15 protein-coding genes and 1 other RNA gene are annotated in these 14,436 nt (G+C 56.7%); 11 read left to right on the forward strand and 5 right to left on the reverse strand.

Going from position 1 to position 14,436, the window contains the following annotated elements:
• Positions 1 to 44 precede the first annotated feature (44 nt).
• From LH86_RS10295 to amtB, 4 genes are all read left to right on the forward strand, one after another.
• A complete protein-coding gene (locus LH86_RS10295; protein WP_039300913.1) occupies positions 45 to 1,826 on the forward strand; it encodes a SmdA family multidrug ABC transporter permease/ATP-binding protein in 1,782 nt (593 codons plus the stop codon).
• Positions 1,816 to 3,591, forward strand: a complete 1,776-nt coding sequence (locus LH86_RS10300; protein WP_039300916.1) for a SmdB family multidrug efflux ABC transporter permease/ATP-binding protein — start codon at positions 1,816 to 1,818, stop codon at positions 3,589 to 3,591. The genes LH86_RS10295 and LH86_RS10300 overlap by 11 nt, the downstream gene beginning before the upstream one ends.
• Before the next feature lie 260 nt (positions 3,592 to 3,851).
• Entirely contained in the window at positions 3,852 to 4,190 is a 339-nt protein-coding gene (gene glnK / locus LH86_RS10305) for a P-II family nitrogen regulator (protein ID WP_002891893.1), read from the forward strand.
• A 31-nt stretch (positions 4,191 to 4,221) separates the two neighbouring features.
• Positions 4,222 to 5,514 carry an ammonium transporter AmtB gene (gene amtB / locus LH86_RS10310; RefSeq protein ID WP_008454653.1) on the forward strand — a complete coding sequence of 431 codons (1,293 nt, stop codon included), beginning with the start codon at positions 4,222 to 4,224 and terminating at the stop codon, positions 5,512 to 5,514.
• A gap of 91 nt (positions 5,515 to 5,605) precedes the next feature.
• Here the strand turns inward: amtB and tesB are convergent, their stop codons facing one another.
• Positions 5,606 to 6,466: an acyl-CoA thioesterase II gene (tesB, locus tag LH86_RS10315; RefSeq protein ID WP_039300919.1), complete on the reverse strand. Its 861-nt coding sequence runs from the start codon at positions 6,464 to 6,466 to the stop codon at positions 5,606 to 5,608.
• A 200-nt stretch (positions 6,467 to 6,666) separates the two neighbouring features.
• Here tesB and LH86_RS10320 point away from each other — a divergent pair, with 200 nt between their 5' ends.
• Complete coding sequence (locus LH86_RS10320) at positions 6,667 to 7,239, forward strand: YbaY family lipoprotein (protein ID WP_039300922.1); 573 nt, start codon at positions 6,667 to 6,669, stop codon at positions 7,237 to 7,239.
• A gap of 27 nt (positions 7,240 to 7,266) precedes the next feature.
• Here the strand turns inward: LH86_RS10320 and LH86_RS10325 are convergent, their stop codons facing one another.
• On the reverse strand, positions 7,267 to 7,578 hold the full coding sequence (locus tag LH86_RS10325) for an MGMT family protein (RefSeq protein WP_039290812.1): 312 nt from the start codon (positions 7,576 to 7,578) through the stop codon (positions 7,267 to 7,269).
• A gap of 171 nt (positions 7,579 to 7,749) precedes the next feature.
• Here LH86_RS10325 and ffs point away from each other — a divergent pair.
• Positions 7,750 to 7,846, forward strand: an RNA gene (ffs, locus tag LH86_RS22020) — signal recognition particle sRNA small type.
• Between the two features lie 17 nt (positions 7,847 to 7,863).
• On the opposite strand, the gene LH86_RS10330 is transcribed toward ffs, so the two are convergent.
• Entirely contained in the window at positions 7,864 to 8,757 is an 894-nt protein-coding gene (locus LH86_RS10330) for a DMT family transporter (protein WP_039300925.1), read from the reverse strand.
• Positions 8,758 to 8,862: 105 nt separating this feature from the next.
• Between LH86_RS10330 and LH86_RS10335 the strand changes: the two genes are divergently transcribed.
• From LH86_RS10335 to LH86_RS10345, 3 genes are all read left to right on the forward strand, one after another.
• Positions 8,863 to 9,309 (forward strand): Lrp/AsnC family transcriptional regulator, encoded by a 447-nt coding sequence (locus LH86_RS10335; protein ID WP_039300928.1) that lies wholly within the window; start codon positions 8,863 to 8,865, stop codon positions 9,307 to 9,309.
• Between the two features lie 131 nt (positions 9,310 to 9,440).
• Positions 9,441 to 9,695 (forward strand): hypothetical protein, encoded by a 255-nt coding sequence (locus LH86_RS10340; protein WP_039300932.1) that lies wholly within the window; start codon positions 9,441 to 9,443, stop codon positions 9,693 to 9,695.
• Positions 9,692 to 9,916 carry a hypothetical protein gene (locus LH86_RS10345; protein WP_008454666.1) on the forward strand — a complete coding sequence of 75 codons (225 nt, stop codon included), beginning with the start codon at positions 9,692 to 9,694 and terminating at the stop codon, positions 9,914 to 9,916. Before LH86_RS10340 ends, LH86_RS10345 begins: the two co-directional genes overlap by 4 nt.
• A 76-nt stretch (positions 9,917 to 9,992) precedes the next feature.
• On the opposite strand, the gene LH86_RS10350 is transcribed toward LH86_RS10345, so the two are convergent.
• Positions 9,993 to 11,420 carry a PLP-dependent aminotransferase family protein gene (locus LH86_RS10350; protein ID WP_039300935.1) on the reverse strand — a complete coding sequence of 476 codons (1,428 nt, stop codon included), beginning with the start codon at positions 11,418 to 11,420 and terminating at the stop codon, positions 9,993 to 9,995.
• A gap of 91 nt (positions 11,421 to 11,511) precedes the next feature.
• Between LH86_RS10350 and LH86_RS10355 the strand changes: the two genes are divergently transcribed.
• Positions 11,512 to 12,126, forward strand: coding sequence for a YczE/YyaS/YitT family protein (locus tag LH86_RS10355; RefSeq protein WP_039296519.1), 615 nt, complete (start codon positions 11,512 to 11,514; stop codon positions 12,124 to 12,126).
• Positions 12,127 to 12,186: 60 nt separating this feature from the next.
• Positions 12,187 to 13,005: a GNAT family N-acetyltransferase gene (locus LH86_RS10360; protein ID WP_039300938.1), complete on the forward strand. Its 819-nt coding sequence runs from the start codon at positions 12,187 to 12,189 to the stop codon at positions 13,003 to 13,005.
• Between the two features lie 38 nt (positions 13,006 to 13,043).
• Here the strand turns inward: LH86_RS10360 and gdhA are convergent, their stop codons facing one another.
• Complete coding sequence (gdhA, locus tag LH86_RS10365; RefSeq protein ID WP_039300941.1) at positions 13,044 to 14,387, reverse strand: NADP-specific glutamate dehydrogenase; 1,344 nt, start codon at positions 14,385 to 14,387, stop codon at positions 13,044 to 13,046.
• Positions 14,388 to 14,436: the final 49 nt, after the last annotated feature.

A 14,436-nucleotide genomic window follows, 5' to 3' on the forward strand; every position in this document is an offset into this window, starting at 1 on the left:
TCTTTTGCCCTGGCCGGCAGGCAGCATTTCAGGACTTAAACTTCGTGCGATTATTTGCTCAATTAAGCTGGTACTTCACCCGCGAGTGGCGACGCTACCTCGGCGCGGTGGCATTGCTTATTATCATCGCTATTTTGCAGCTCGTGCCGCCAAAAGTGGTGGGCGTGATTGTGGATGGCGTCGTGCAGCAGCGTCTCTCCTCTCAGCAGGTGCTGATGTGGATTGGCCTGATGCTGCTTATTGCCGTGGTGGTTTATCTGGTGCGCTACGTCTGGCGAGTCCTGCTGTTCGGGGCGTCTTACCAGCTTGCGGTTGAGCTGCGGGAAAACTATTACCGCCAGCTAAGCCGCCACCACCCTGAATTTTATCTCCGCCACCGTACCGGCGACCTGATGGCGCGCGCGACTAACGATGTCGATCGCGTGGTGTTCGCTGCGGGGGAAGGAGTGTTAACGCTGGTGGATTCGCTGGTCATGGGGCTGGCGGTGCTGATCGTCATGTCTACCCAAATTAGCTGGCAGCTCACTCTGCTGGCGCTTTTGCCGATGCCGATCATGGCCGTGGTGATCAAACGCGACGGCGCGCGTTTACACGATCGCTTCAAAGTAGCGCAGGCGGCATTCTCAGCCTTAAACGATCGTACTCAGGAAAGCATGACCAGCATCCGCATGATCAAGGCGTTCGGCCTTGAAGACAGGCAGTCGGCGCTGTTTGCCGCAGAAGCCCAGGATGCAGGGGCGAAGAACATGCGCGTGGCGCGCATTGATGCCCGTTTTGATCCCACCATTTATGTGGCGATTGGGGCGGCAAACCTTTTAGCCATCGGTGGCGGAAGCTGGATGGTTATCGACGGCACGCTTACCCTGGGGCAGCTCACCAGTTTTGTGATGTACCTCGGCCTGATGATCTGGCCGATGCTGGCGCTGGCCTGGATGTTCAATATTGTCGAGCGTGGGAGTGCGGCCTACAGCCGTATCCGCGCAATGCTGGAAGAAGAGCCGGGCGTGGTCGATGGCGATAAAACGCTGCCGGAAGGGCGGGCTGAACTGGTGGCTTCGATTCGCCAGTTCCACTACCCGCAGACCACTCAGCCGACGCTGCAAAACGTCAACTTCACCCTTAAACCTGGTCAAATGCTTGGCCTGTGCGGGCCAACGGGGTCTGGCAAAAGCACTATTCTGGCTCTGATCCAGCGTCATTTCGACGTGGAAGAGGGCGATATTCGCTACCACGATATTCCGCTCACGGCGCTGAAAATTGACGGCTGGAGAAGCCGTCTGGCTATCGTGAACCAGACGCCATTCCTGTTCTCTGACACCGTAGCCAGCAACATTGCGCTGGGTAAGCCGGGGGCCACGCAGGAGGACATTGAGCGTGTCGCTCGCCTGGCCAGCGTGCATGAGGATATCCTGCGCTTGCCGCAAGGGTACGACACCGAAGTGGGTGAACGTGGGGTCATGCTTTCCGGCGGGCAAAAGCAGCGTATTTCCATTGCCAGGGCGCTGCTGCTGGATGCCGAAATCCTGATTCTGGATGACGCGCTTTCCGCAGTAGATGGCCGCACCGAGCACCAAATTCTGCACAACCTGCGCGAGTGGGGCGAACACCGCACGGTTATTATCAGCGCGCACCGTCTGTCAGCGTTGACGGAAGCCAGCGAGATCCTGGTGATGCAGCACGGGCATATCGCCCAGCGCGGCAGCCATGACGCGCTGGCGTCTCAGTCGGGCTGGTATCGGGATATGTACCGCTATCAACAGCTGGAGGCCGCGCTGGACGAAGCCCCGGAGCAGGAAGACGTCAGGGAGAGCGCCAATGAGTCGTAAACAACAGTGGCCTACCATTAAACGCCTGCTGGCTTACGGATCGCCGTGGCGCAAACCGCTGGGCGGAGCGATGCTGATGCTCTGGGTTGCGGCTGCCGCTGAGGTTTGTGGCCCGGTGCTGGTGAGCTATTTCATTGATAACCTGGTGGCGAAAAACCAGATGCCGCTTGGCCTCGCGGCCGGGCTGGCCGTGGCTTATATTCTGCTGTCGATCAGCGCCGCGGGGTTGCACTATCTTCAGGCGCTGCTGTTTAACCGGGCGGCGGTGGGCGTGGTGCAAAAACTGCGTACCGATGTCATGGATGCAGCGCTACGCCAGCCGCTGAGTGCGTTCGACACGCAGCCGGTAGGGCAACTCATCTCGCGCGTGACGAACGACACCGAAGTAATTCGCGATCTGTATGTCACCGTTGTGGCAACGGTGCTGCGGAGCGCGGCGCTGATTGGCGCTATGCTGGTGGCGATGTTCACGCTCGACTGGCGCATGGCGCTGGTGGCGATAACTATCTTCCCGGCGGTGATCGCCGTGATGTTTATCTACCAGCGCTACAGCACGCCGATTGTGCGAAGGGTGCGTAGCTACCTGGCGGACATTAACGACGGCTTTAACGAAGTTATCAACGGCATGAGCGTCATCCAGCAGTTCCGCCAGCAGGCCCGCTTCGGCGAACGCATGGGGCAGGCAAGCCGTTCTCACTACCTGGCGCGGATGCAAACCCTGCGGCTTGATGGCTGGCTTCTGCGGCCGCTGCTTAGCTTGTTTTCGGCGATGATTCTGTGTGGCCTGCTGATGTTGTTCGGCTTCACCTCGCGGGGCACCATTGAAGTTGGCGTACTGTATGCCTTTATTAACTATCTTGGCCGCCTGAACGAACCGCTGATCGAACTGACCACTCAGCAATCCATTCTGCAGCAGGCGGTAGTGGCCGGGGAGCGCGTGTTTGAGCTGATGGACGGTAAACGTCAGGATTACGGCAATGACAACCGGCCCCTCGCCAGCGGCGCTATCAGCGTGGATAACGTGTCATTTGCCTACCGGGGCGACCGCCTGGTGCTGCAGGACATTAATCTGGAAGTGCCTTCCCGCAGCTTTATTGCCCTGGTCGGGCATACCGGCAGCGGAAAAAGCACCCTGGCTAACCTGCTGATGGGTTACTACCCGTTAACGAAAGGCGAAATACGCCTCGATGGCCGACCTCTGGACTCCCTCAGCCATGAAGCCTTGCGCCGCGGCGTGGCGATGGTGCAGCAGGATCCGGTGGTGATGGCTGATTCGTTCTTTGCCAACGTAACCCTGGGGCGGGACATCAGCGAAGAGGTGGTCTGGCAGGCGCTGGAGACGGTGCAACTGGCCGAACTGGCGCGGGCGTTGCCGGAAGGCATTCATACCCGTCTGGGCGAGCAGGGCAATAATCTCTCTGTGGGCCAGAAGCAGCTCCTTGCCCTGGCGCGCGTGCTGGTGGAAGCCCCACAGATCCTGATCCTCGATGAAGCCACGGCGAATATCGACTCCGGCACCGAGCAGGCTATTCAGCGGGCGCTGGCGGCAGTTCGTCAGCACACAACCCTGGTGGTGATTGCCCACCGTTTGTCTACCATCACTGATGCCGACACGATTCTGGTGCTGCATCGTGGTCAGGCCGTGGAGCGCGGTACGCACAGCGAACTGCTGGCGCAGCAGGGCCGTTACTGGCAGATGTATCAGCTTCAGTTAGCGGGCGAGGAGCTGGCCGCTGCTGCACAGGAAGAATCGCTCACGGCCTGATGCACCACAACCATGCAACGGGCCGCATAAAAACCATCGCTTCTCCGCGTTGGTGCAAAACGAAAACGCATCCTGCACTGCAGTGGTGCGTTTTTTCTTTTCAGATTGATCCTACCCGTTCCCACTCCTTCATCCAGCTTTCCGGTAACCCGCCTGAAGCCTGAAAACGTGCTGAATCACGCTGGTTTTTTATTCCTGGCATGGGCTTTGCTTTGCTCTCTACGTGCAGGTAACGACCTAATTCTGAGTGGAGAGAATTTATGAAGCTGGTAACCGTGGTAATCAAACCGTTCAAGCTTGAAGACGTGCGTGAAGCGCTCTCTTCAATCGGTATTCAGGGGCTTACCGTGACCGAAGTTAAAGGTTTCGGTCGCCAGAAAGGCCATGCGGAGCTTTACCGTGGCGCCGAGTACAGCGTCAACTTTCTGCCGAAAGTAAAAATCGATGTTGCTATTGCTGACGACCAGCTCGATGAAGTTATCGACGTGATCAGCAAAGCTGCCTACACCGGCAAAATCGGTGATGGGAAAATCTTCGTTGCAGAACTGCAACGCGTTATTCGTATTCGTACCGGCGAAGCCGACGAAGCCGCTCTGTAACTGCTGGCAAGCCTTGATTGGGATGGGAAAAATGAAAAAATTAGCTGCACTCCTTGGTTTAGGCGCCCTGGCATTACTGCCGACGCTCGCCTTCGCTGCGGACGCGCCTGCGGTCGCGGACAAAGCCGACAACGCCTTTATGATGATATGCACCGCGCTGGTGCTATTTATGACCATCCCAGGCCTTGCGCTTTTTTACGGCGGTCTGATTCGCTCCAAAAACGTGCTGTCGATGCTGACACAAATCTCCGTCACCTTCGCCCTGGTTTGCGTGCTGTGGGTCGTGTATGGCTACAGCCTGGCGTTTGGCACCGGCAACAACTTCTTCGGCAGCTTTGACTGGGTGATGCTGAAAAACATCCAGCTGAAAGCGCTGATGGGCACTTTCTATCAGTACATTCACGTCGCTTTCCAGGGCTCCTTCGCCTGTATTACCGTTGGGCTGGTAGTGGGTTCTCTTTCCGAGCGCGTGCGTTTCTCTGCGGTAGTGATTTTTGCTGCCGTCTGGCTGACGCTCTCTTACGTGCCAATTGCGCACATGGTGTGGGGCGGCGGTATTCTGGCTACGCACGGCGCGCTGGACTTCGCGGGGGGTACCGTGGTGCACATTAACGCTGCTGTTGCTGGCTTAGTGGGTGCTTACCTGGTGGGTAAACGCGTTGGCTTCGGCAAAGAAGCGTTCAAGCCGCACAACCTGCCAATGGTGTTTATCGGCACCGCAATCCTCTACTTCGGCTGGTTCGGTTTCAACGCTGGTTCTGCAAGTGCGGCCAACGAAATCGCTGCGCTGGCGTTCGTGAACACCGTTGTTGCCACTGCCGCGGCGATTCTCTCCTGGGTCTTCGGCGAGTGGGCGCTGCGCGGTAAACCTTCTCTGCTGGGTGCCTGTTCCGGTGCTATCGCGGGTCTGGTCGGTATTACCCCTGCGTGTGGCTACGTTGGCGTAGGTGGTGCGTTGCTGATTGGCCTGGTTGTTGGTCTGGCCGGCCTGTGGGGCGTGACGACGCTGAAAAAATGGCTGAACGTGGATGACCCATGTGATGTGTTCGGCGTACACGGCGTCTGCGGCATCATCGGCTGCATCATGACCGGTATCTTCGCGGCAACTTCTCTGGGCGGCGTGGGTTATGCAGAAGGCGTGACTATGGGGCATCAGCTTCTGGTTCAGCTTGAAAGCGTGGCTATCACCATTGTCTGGTCCGGCGTGGTGGCGTTCATCGCGTTCAAGATTGCTGACCTGACCGTAGGTCTGCGTGTACCAGAAGAGCAGGAACGCGAAGGCCTGGATGTGAACAGCCACGGCGAAAACGCGTACAACAACTGATTTGTTATCAAAACCTCGCCCGGTTGGGCGAGGTTTTACTTCTCTCTGAAAACCATCTGTTATGCAGGTGGTTTTTTTATTTCAGCGTTAATTACCCGCGATGGCGCATGACGCCTTCCTGAACCGTCGACGCGACCAGCACGCCATCTTGCGTATAAAACTCTCCACGAACAAAGCCGCGAGCGCTCGACGCGGAGGTGCTTTCCACGCTGTACAACAGCCATTCGTTCATGTCGAACGGACGATGGAACCACATGGAGTGATCGATAGTCGCGACCTGCATCCCTGGTTCCAGGAAACCAACGCCATGCGGCTGTAGGGCGACCGGCAGGAAATTGAAGTCGGAGGCATAGCCGAGCAGATACTGGTGCACGCGCAGATCCTGCGGCATGTTGCCGTTCGCACGGATCCAGACCTGGCGGGCCGGCTGATCGACGTGGCCTTTCAGCGGGTTGTGGAATACGGCCGGGCGAATTTCCAGCGGTTTTTCGCTAAGAAACTTCTCTTTCGCATGCGGCGGGAGGAATTTTTCCAGCGAGCGGGCGATGTCCGTTTCGGACGGCAGACCATCCGGTTTTGGCGCTGGCGGCATCTCTTTCTGGTGCTCATAGCCAGATTCCGGGGCCTGGAATGATGCGGTCATATAGAAAATCGGCTTGCCGTTCTGCACTGCAGCAACGCGGCGGGCGCTAAAACTGTTGCCGTCGCGCAGGGTTTCTACGTCATAAACAATGGGCTTTTGGCTATCGCCCGGGCGTAAGAAATAGCTGTGGAAAGAGTGAACAAGGCGCTCTTCCGGTACGGTTTCTTTAGCCGCGTAAAGCGCCTGGCCGACCACTTGCCCACCAAACACCTGACGCAGGCCTAAATCCTCGCTTTGGCCACGGAACAATCCCTCTTCAATTTTTTCCAGGTTAAGTAACGCCAATAAATTGCTGAGCGCCTGACTCATAAAATGTCCTCAATAAAAGGGAATGCGGCGAATTTTCTCGATTATAACATGCCTGTAAACGGCGTATTTGATGCGCAGATGCTGGGAACATTCCTGGTTTTCAGCAGAATTCAGTGATCTGTGCCACACTTAAGCCGTTAAGCGCGTTTTTCAACGGGGTTCGTCCCCGGCGCGACATTGATAATAAGGAGAAAAAATCAATGAAACTTGTGCCTATGTTAAGTGCTTTGGCTATCGCGGTTGCTGTTGCAGGTTGTGCACATAAGAGTGCTGATGTGCCTACTCCTGCGCCGAGTGCATCCGCCGGAGCCGCATCTGCCCAGCAATCTAACATCGCAATGCCCAACGTCTCCGGTACGGCATGGATCCGTCAGCGGGTTGCTCTGCCGCCAGATGCTGTGCTGACGGTGACCGTCTCTGACGCTTCGCTGGCCGATGCCCCTTCGAAAGTCATTGCCCAGAAAGTTACGCGTACCGAAGGTAAACAGGCGCCTTTCAGCTTCGTGATCCCGTTCAATCCGGCTGACATCCAGCCGAACGCGCGTATCCTGCTGAGTGCCGCCATCACCGTGGACGGTAAGCTGATGTTTATCACCGATACCTTCCAGCCGGTGATCAATCAGGGCGGGACGAAGGCCGATCTGACGCTGGTGCCGGTACAAAATACGGCGATTCCGCTTCAGCAAGGCGGTGGGGCGGCAACAACGGTGCCATCCACCTCGCCGACTCAGGTGACGCCATCTTCGGCGGTGCCTGCGCCAACAACGTACTAAAGCGAAACGCCCCCAAATGGGGGCGTTTTAATATTTCCAGCGGTAACGCAGCATATCAATATGCCCGTCGCCTGACACCATCACCCCTTCAGAAAGCAGCGCCTGGCGCTGACGCTGGAGATCGGGCCCTGTCAGTGAAATCACACCCTGCCGGTTCACCACCCGATGCCACGGTAAACGGCTGCCTTCGGGCAGGCGCTTGAGCACGCCCCCCACCTGGCGGGCAGCCCGGGGCGACCCGGCCAGTGCGGCAATTTCGCCGTAGGTGGTAACGTAACCTTCGGGAATGGCGGCAACAATTTGGTAAACCCGCTGCGGAAAGGAATCGTGCTTATCCATAGAGAACTCCTGGCAAAATCGCTTCTAAGGATAATCGGCGACGGAGAAAGCACCAAGTTAAACCGGTGATGCGCAATAAACCAACACCTGACCGCCGCTGGCTTGCAATTCGCGGGGGGGATGTGGATAATGCGCCAGCGCGTTGGATAACAACGCTCTCAATGGGGGCCCTGTTGGTTCTCCCGCAACACTAACTTGTGAACTCGGTCAGGTCCGGAAGGAAGCAGCCGCAGCAGGCGACGTGTGTGCCGGGATGTAGCTGGCAGGGCCCCCACCCATTTCTGGCTACCCCTTAGCCAGCGCTGCTTTAGTCGTGCGCTTTTCTCCCCATCCTAAGTTGATCCCCGCTGCTGCCAGTAAAATCATTGCGCCGCCGAAAAACTGAATCGGGCTCAGGCTGTGATCAAAGACAAAACGATCCACGACCACCGCCACAATCGGGTAGATAAACGAGAGCGAGGCGGTGATCGACGTCGGCAGCTTTTGAATCGCGCCGTACAGCAACTGGTACATCATACCGGTATGGAGTATGCCCAGCGTGGCTACAATTCCCCAATGCGTGAACGTCATGTGCTGCTGGAAATCGACCAGCGGCAGCAGCATCAACGTGCCGACGGCCACCTGAACAAGAGCAATTTGCTGCGCAGGCACGCCTTTCAGCTGGCGAATAATCAGCGCCGTCAGGGCATAAAAGAACGCGGCACCCAGCGCCATCGTAATCCCGGTAAGCCAGCCGTTGCTGCCGCTATGGTTAAACCCGCTAGAAAACACCAGCAGCATGCCGGCAAATGACGCGCCCAGCCAAAGCCACTTGCTGCGGCTGACTTTCTCTTTCAGGATAAAAACGCCCATCCCGACCAGCATCAGCGGCTGCGTATTGTAGAGTACCGTGGCTAGGCCAATGGACGTTCGTGAATAGGCGGCGAACAGCAGTAGCCAGTTTACGACCAGCGCCACGCCGCCGAGGGCGGCAATCAAAACAACCCTGCGGTTCAAATGGCTGCGCCAGTTACCGCTCATCAGGCCCAGGATGAACAGCGTAATAGCGGCAAAGACGCAGCGCCAGAACACAACGTTGGTGACAGGTTGCTGAGAAAACACTACCAGTGCGCCGATAGTGCCGGAGATGAGCATCGCCGCAATCATTTGCAGGCTGCCAGTTCTTATCTCACGAGTCATTTTGTCTCTCCAGAATAAAGAGCTTTATTCTGGGCACTGTGGCCGGGGCGTTGAAGTGGTAAAATTAGCGCATTCCAATCTTTTGCCTTTATAAATGAGATAAAAATGAGTCATTCCCTTCTCGATGAAATAGACAGGCATATCCTGACTGTTCTTACGGCTGATGCCCGCATTTCGTTGAAAGTGCTGAGCGGAAAAATCGGGCTTTCTTCACCGAGTACGGCAGAAAGAGTGAAACGCCTTGAGGAACGCGGCGTGATCAACGGCTACACCATGAATACCAACTTGCAGGCCCTGGGCTACACCATGCAGGCGCTGGTTCGCATGAAGCCTCTGCCGGGTATGTTACAGAAAGTAGAGAAGATGATTCAGGCCATTCCAGAATGCATCGAATGTGACAACATTACCGGAGAAGACTGCTTTATTATTCGCCTGGCGCTTCGTTCGGTGGGGCAACTGGATGATATTCTTAATGGGCTGACTGAATTCGCCCAGTGCAATACGTCAATCGTCAAAAGCACGCCGGTAAAGCGAAGGCTACCGCCTTTGTAAAAAAATAAACCGGATATATTTTCTGGATATTTGAATTATGACAGAAATATTAAATTTATCGCACTGGCTGGATCTTATTTATTCTCTATAGTATTAAACACAAACCTCTGTTTAAGCACTAAGGATTTGCAATGACGACGGCTACGCTGAACGTAAAAATAAGCATCGAGTTAAAAGAGAAGATTCGTCACTATGCGGAAGAGAATAGTGAAACCCTGGCAAGCGTAACGGAGAGACTTCTGTCCAAAGCCTTTGATAATCTCGACAGCGACGTGGGCGTCGATGAAGATGATGTGGACAGCCAGCATACTTCTGAGGCTCGCGTGACGCCATTAAACGATCGTGAGATCAAGGCATTGCGTAAACTGCTGAAGAAGAAAAAATGAACGCCGGTACGGACAGTACCGCTTACAGCTATCAGCAAGCCTGTGAGTTATTGCGTTCAGGCTACCTGAAAAAAGTGAAGCTGGGATGGAATATTGGCAGCGATGAGTTTTTCCGCATCGCTTCAGACTGGTGTGATACCGGGGCCAGTATTAAAAAAGAGGGTGAACATTTCACCATCACCCTAAAAGGGTTCGCTATCCCAAGAATTTCACAAAACTAATTTATTGCATCGCCTTATTGCTATCCTTACAGAATAATATTTCCCTCTTTTCTTTTAGAGGGAAATATTTCGCTTGCTAAAATACCATTCCCCGCAAACTTTCATTTCTTGTTGCCGCCAGATGCTGCCAGAGCGGCTGCAGCCGCTGCAGGGCAAACTGCATCTCCGCGGGTTCAAGGCTGAAGGGGAGGCGTAAAAAGCGCTCAAAAGCCCCTTCGACCCCAAACCGTGGCCCGGCCCCTATCCGAATGCCCTGACTCTCGGCGGCGGCGGCAAAAATCGTTGCCAGCGGTTTCGGTAATTCCACCCACCACGACAGCCCGCCTTCCGGGGGCGATGTTTGCCAGTCCGGGAACAGCGTTTGCATCGTGGCGAAGCTCGTTTCGCAGCGTTGGCGGAGCATCTCTCTGCGCTGAGGCAAGAACTGCGCCGCGTCGGTAAACAGCTGCGTGGCGGCCAGCTGCTCCAGTAAAGGCGTCCCTAAATCAAAGGTATTGCGGATTTGTATCAGCGAACTGATGGTTTTGCCTGAGGCCCTTATCCAGCCGAGGCGCAGCCCGCCCCAGAAACTTTTTCCGGCAGAACCCAGCGAAATAGTGTGCTCTTCCGGGCCAAAAGCCGCCAGCGGAGGAGGGGGCGGTGCGTCAAACCAGAGATCGGCCAACGTCTCATCCACAACCAGCGTGGTGTGGCTGCGGGCAGCAATCTCATTAACCCTCTGGCGCGTGGCTGCATCCATGCAGCGGCCTGTGGGATTATGAAAATCGGGAATTAAGTAGGCCAGCCGGGGAGAAGTCTGGGCGATTGTCGCCGCTAAACCGTCAACATCCCAGCCGCTGGCGGGCAGGCTGACCGGCACGGGGCGGCAGGAGGCTCCGCGAATAGCCGCCAACGCCATCGGATAAGTAGGATGGTCAACGACCACGCGGTCGCCTGGACCGGTGAACAGTCTAAGTATCAGCCCCAGCCCGCTGACGGCACCGTTGACCACCATAATTTGGTCAGGCGTGGTGGGTAACCCTCGGGACGCATAATGCCGCGCAATCGCTTCTCTCAGCTCCGGTAAGCCCTGGCTGTCATAGCCGGTTGAGGACAAATGCTCCGGCAGGAAAGTGAGCGCGGTGGAATAGGCCCGATGAATTTCCGGCCCGGCGCTGAGCGCGGCGGTGGAAAGATCCAGCACAGGGGCATTGCCGGGTAAAGGGGAGATGGCCGGGCTGCTCTCGGGCAGCATGGTGACGGAGCCTGAACCCTGGCGACTCAGCAGATAGCCTTCCTCCCTGAGCTGCGCCAGCGCGGAGGCCACCGTGGTACGGCTCACGCCCAGCGCGGCAGAAAGCTCTCTTTCCCCCGGCAGCCTGCTGTCGAGCGGCAGGCGGCCATCCAGGATCAGCAGCCGCAGCCCATCTGCCAGCTGGCGATAAACCGGCGAGCGGGATGACGCCTGATGCCAGTGGCCCAGCAGGCGTGTTAAAGATGAAATTCCGATTCTGCGCAGCGTCATAGCAGTCCACTTTCTGATAACTGGACCTTAATACTAAGTCCATTTTGCGAGAGGGTATAGCCATAAAAACACAATGAGGATCTCTGTCATGATGGCTCGTCGCCTGCTGCAGCTTTATACCGGCCTGGTCTTTTACGGCATTTCAACCGCTATGTTCGTTCGTGCCGATCTGGGCGCGGACCCGTGGAACGTTTTCCACCTCGGCGTGGCGAGGCTTTTTTCGCTTAACCTCGGGCTGGTGATGATTATTGTGGGGGCGCTGGTGCTGCTGCTGTGGATCCCGCTGCGCCAGCGGCCTGGCCTTGGCACCATCAGTAACGTGATTGTGTTAGGTCTGGCGGCGGATGCCACGCTGGCGCTAATGCCGCCGCTGGAATCGCTTCTTGCGCGTTCCGTTTTGCTGGTCGGCGCGTTGGTGGTTAACGCCCTGGCGACGGGGATGTATATCGGCGCAGGTTTTGGGGCCGGGCCACGAGATGGCCTGATGACCGGGATCCATGCCAGAACGGGCTGGTCGGTGCGCAGCGTGCGTACCGCCATCGAAGTGACCGTACTGATCTCCGGCTGGCTGATGGGCGGCAGTTTTGGCGTGGGCACAGTGCTTTATGCGTTAGCTATCGGGCCTCTGATTCAGCTTTGCCTGCCGTGGTTTCGCGTTAAGCCGTTGAATAACACAGCGACTGCTGCACCGGAAGCTACATCCTGACGCTCTGACTGTGCTAAACAGTATCTTCCGGAGAACAACATTCGCTGAGCGGGAGAGAGCATGCGGCACGAGATTGTGAGTAAACCAGCGCTGAACTGGAACAGCCTTCAGCTGGCAGAGATATTAACCCATTGTTTTGAAGAGTACGTGGTGCCTTTCCGTCTGGAAGGTGAAACGTTCGGCTGGCGTTTTGCCTCAGAAGATTTTTTTCCTGGCGACAGCCCCGTCTGGCTTTACCGTGGAGAGCCCAAAGCGATGGCGCTGGTGACGCGACGCGGGCAAACCTGCCGGCTGGCCGCATTTGCGATTCGCCCTGAGCTGCGCGGGCAGGGGTTAGGCAAGATCTTCATTCAGCAGCTCATTGATGCCGCGCGCGAACGCGGGGATAAGCAATTTTATCTGGAAGTGATTTTAGGCAACGAAGGTGGGCTGGCGCTCTATGAGCGAATGGGCTTTGTGCCCCAGCAAACGCTGGTGGGCTTCCAGTCCTCCGGCGTGCCGGAAGGTGAAGCCGACGGCGAGCTGCTGGAAATCGATCCAATGCAAATGACCCGTAGAATGATGGCTGCTAACGATGCGCCGCTGCCGTGGCTTTGCGCGGCCGAAACGCTGTATAAGCTACCGGGTAAGGCTTTTGTACTGGATGAAGTGGCTTATGCGATGGTCGTTCCCGGTGAGATACCGAAGCTCAGAGGGTTGTTTGTTGAGCCGCATGCGCGACGTTCGGGGAAGGCGAAAAAGCTGCTGGCTTTACTTCAGCACCGGTTCCCTGGATTAGTGACTATTCCCAGCTTGCCCGAAACGGTTGCGCCGTTATTTTTAAGCAGCGGTTTTACACAGGATACGCTCCGGCAATATGAAATGAAGCTGACTTTGTAGATGAAAATGGGTGAGGGCGAATGCCCTCACCCTGCAAGTTACAGCACGCCCTGAGCCAGCATCGCGTCCGCAACTTTCACGAACCCGGCGATGTTCGCGCCGCGAACGTACTGGGTTTGTTTCCCTTCGCCGCCGTAATCCACGCAGGCCTGGTGAATATCGAGCATGATGTGGTGCAGGCGAATATCCACTTTTTCGGCCTTCCAGCTCAGACGGGCCGCATTCTGCGCCATTTCCAGCCCGGACGTTGCCACGCCGCCTGCGTTTGCCGCTTTACCCGGCGCGAACAGTACGCCAGCTTCTACAAACAGATCCGTCGCAGCAATCGTGGTTGGCATATTTGCCCCTTCTGCTACGGCTTTCACGCCGTTGGCGATAAGCGTTTTCGCGGCATCGACATCCAGTTCGTTCTGCGTTGCACAAGGCAGAGCGATATCGACCGGCACACTCCACGGCTGCTGGCCTTCCAGATAAGTCAGGCCAAACTCCCGGGCATAATCAGCTACGCGGCCGTCGCGGCTGGCTTTGATTTCGCACAGGCGGGCCAGCTTCTCTGCGCTGAAGCCTGCTTCATCTACCACGGTGCCGTTGGAGTCAGACGCCGTGACCACGCGAGCGCCGAGCGACATGGCTTTTTCAATCGCATACTGAGCTACGTTCCCGGAGCCGGAAACCGCCACGCGCATGCCTTCAAAGCCCAGTCCGTGGCGCTGCAGCATGGCATCGGTGAAGTAGATCAGGCCGTAGCCGGTCGCTTCCGGGCGGATCAGACTGCCGCCGAACGACAGCCCTTTGCCGGTAAACACGCAGGCGGTGTTGTTGGAGAGCTTTTTCATCATCCCCGCCATGTAGCCGACTTCGCGGCCGCCCACGCCGATATCCCCCGCCGGGACGTCGGTATCCGGGCCAAGGTGGCGATAAAGCTCCAGCATCAGCGCCTGGCAAAAGCGCATGATTTCGCCTTCGCTTTTGCCCTTCGGATTAAAGTCGCTGCCGCCTTTGCCGCCGCCCATCGGTAGCGTGGTAAGGGCATTTTTAAAGGTCTGCTCAAAGCCGAGGAATTTGAGGATCGACAGATTAACGGAAGGGTGGAAGCGCATTCCGCCTTTGAACGGGCCAATGGCCGAGTTGAACTGCACGCGCCAGGCCCGGTTCACCTGCACCTGGTTTTTGTCATCCACCCAGGCGACGCGGAACTGAATCACGCGCTCCGGCTCAACCAGACGTTCGAGTAGCGCCTGCTGGCGGTATTGCGGATTGTTTTCCAGAAACGGCCACAGCGTGCTCATCACTTCGCGAACCGCCTGAGCGAATTCTATCTGGTGCGGATCGCGGGACTGTACTGAGGTTAAAAAGCCTTCGAGGGATAATGCTTGAGCCATCAGAGGTAACTCCTTGTTGAAAATTATATTGTCGGTCTTTTTTTGGGTG

The sequence above is a fragment of the Cedecea neteri genome, from assembly GCF_000758325.1.
In the GTDB taxonomy this organism is placed as follows: domain Bacteria; phylum Pseudomonadota; class Gammaproteobacteria; order Enterobacterales; family Enterobacteriaceae; genus Cedecea; species Cedecea neteri_B.

What these genes read in the sequence shown, in the direction of transcription:
- LH86_RS10300 (WP_039300916.1), top strand. Translation starts at nt 1,816, where the DNA reads ATGAGTCGTAAACAACAGTGGCCTACCATTAAACGCCTGCTGGCTTAC.
- glnK (WP_002891893.1), top strand. Translation starts at nt 3,852, where the DNA reads ATGAAGCTGGTAACCGTGGTAATCAAACCGTTCAAGCTTGAAGACGTG.
- amtB (WP_008454653.1), top strand. Translation starts at nt 4,222, where the DNA reads ATGAAAAAATTAGCTGCACTCCTTGGTTTAGGCGCCCTGGCATTACTG.
- tesB (WP_039300919.1), bottom strand. Translation starts at nt 6,466, where the DNA reads ATGAGTCAGGCGCTCAGCAATTTATTGGCGTTACTTAACCTGGAAAAA.
- LH86_RS10320 (WP_039300922.1), top strand. Translation starts at nt 6,667, where the DNA reads ATGAAACTTGTGCCTATGTTAAGTGCTTTGGCTATCGCGGTTGCTGTT.
- LH86_RS10325 (WP_039290812.1), bottom strand. Translation starts at nt 7,578, where the DNA reads ATGGATAAGCACGATTCCTTTCCGCAGCGGGTTTACCAAATTGTTGCC.
- LH86_RS10330 (WP_039300925.1), bottom strand. Translation starts at nt 8,757, where the DNA reads ATGACTCGTGAGATAAGAACTGGCAGCCTGCAAATGATTGCGGCGATG.
- LH86_RS10335 (WP_039300928.1), top strand. Translation starts at nt 8,863, where the DNA reads ATGAGTCATTCCCTTCTCGATGAAATAGACAGGCATATCCTGACTGTT.
- LH86_RS10340 (WP_039300932.1), top strand. Translation starts at nt 9,441, where the DNA reads ATGACGACGGCTACGCTGAACGTAAAAATAAGCATCGAGTTAAAAGAG.
- LH86_RS10345 (WP_008454666.1), top strand. Translation starts at nt 9,692, where the DNA reads ATGAACGCCGGTACGGACAGTACCGCTTACAGCTATCAGCAAGCCTGT.
- LH86_RS10350 (WP_039300935.1), bottom strand. Translation starts at nt 11,420, where the DNA reads ATGACGCTGCGCAGAATCGGAATTTCATCTTTAACACGCCTGCTGGGC.
- LH86_RS10355 (WP_039296519.1), top strand. Translation starts at nt 11,512, where the DNA reads ATGGCTCGTCGCCTGCTGCAGCTTTATACCGGCCTGGTCTTTTACGGC.
- LH86_RS10360 (WP_039300938.1), top strand. Translation starts at nt 12,187, where the DNA reads ATGCGGCACGAGATTGTGAGTAAACCAGCGCTGAACTGGAACAGCCTT.
- gdhA (WP_039300941.1), bottom strand. Translation starts at nt 14,387, where the DNA reads ATGGCTCAAGCATTATCCCTCGAAGGCTTTTTAACCTCAGTACAGTCC.